At 71.2% G+C, this 1,127-nt stretch carries 1 pseudogene; it reads right to left on the reverse strand.

The window, feature by feature from the left end:
* A pseudogene (locus HW445_RS32980) lies at positions 1-440 on the reverse strand (hypothetical protein); the annotation flags it as partial.
* Positions 441-1,127 lie beyond the last annotated feature (687 nt).

Consider the following 1,127-nt stretch of genomic DNA (forward strand, 5'->3'; position numbering starts at 1 on the left):
GCATGAGGCCGGGAGGCCCCTGGTGGTGACGGCCGGTCGTGCGTGACGGGCATCGGTGCGGACGCCGCCCACGGAGTCACGCTCTCCGGCGCCGGGATCCGGTGTCCGGGCGGCGCGGGTGGCCGGGCGGCGGCCTGCTGCGTTCCGAACGCGCTCCCCGGTGCCCACGGGTCGTGCCGTGGCGGCGGGGCCTGCCGCGGTACCTGCCCCGGGCCGGCGGCGCGCGACCGGCCCGTGTCGGCGGCGGCGTCCTCGAAGTGCCGTGCGTGAGCCCCGTTGGGCAGCAGGCTGATCGGCACGCGCTCGCCGGTGAGTGACATCCGGTAGCGCGCGCAGCCCAGCCACTGGTCGTCGCTGTCGCAGTAGTAGTCGCGCCAACCCCGCAGGCTCTCCCTGAGCAGCGGGAACAGGGGGCACCCTGTGGCGTGCGAGCAACCCACGTCGCTCCTTCCCGATCGGCCGCACCACCCGTTCCGAAAGGGCGGTCGCCGTTCTCGATTTCATGCCTTCGCCGCGCCGGGTCGACGATCTCGAGACGGCACCGTGACGGCCTGTCATGTCGCGGAGGCGTGCCTCCCTTTCCTTGACGGGCGAGATGGAACCACCGTTCCGCACCCCCGGGCAAATCCAGGGGGAATTCCCCGGACCGGGGCCGATTGACATCTGTGCGGGAGATATGCGGTGCGATGCTCGTGAGCCTTTGTCTGCCATGTCAGGACAATCGGCGGCGCCAGTGGAACCGTTTCGGGCGTGACGGGAGCCGGCGGTAAGTCAATTGTGCGTGAGGCCGGTGAGTGTGCGTATTCGGTTGTGGCGAGAACGTGAATGCGATTGTGAAGGAATCGCTGATTTTCCGTGTGCCGCACGAAGGCATGGACACAGGGAAGACAAAGGCGTGGCACAGGGGAACGGGGCGTGGACGCGGCGGCACCGGTCGACCAGGTGCCAGGTCGACCGGTGCCGGGAGAGCTCCGGGGATGCGTGCGCGCGTACGTCAGCGGCCGGTGGCGGCCACCTCGTGGGCGGCGCGCCTTCCGAGGGCCGACGGCCGGCCGAAGGGGGCGACCGGGCCCAGGCCCACGGGGAACGGGTCGTGACGGACGCGGTCGCCCGGAACACCGGACTGC

It is taken from the genome of Streptomyces sp. UH6 (assembly GCF_013421635.1).
GTDB classification, from domain to species: Bacteria; Actinomycetota; Actinomycetes; order Streptomycetales; family Streptomycetaceae; genus Streptomyces; species Streptomyces abyssomicinicus.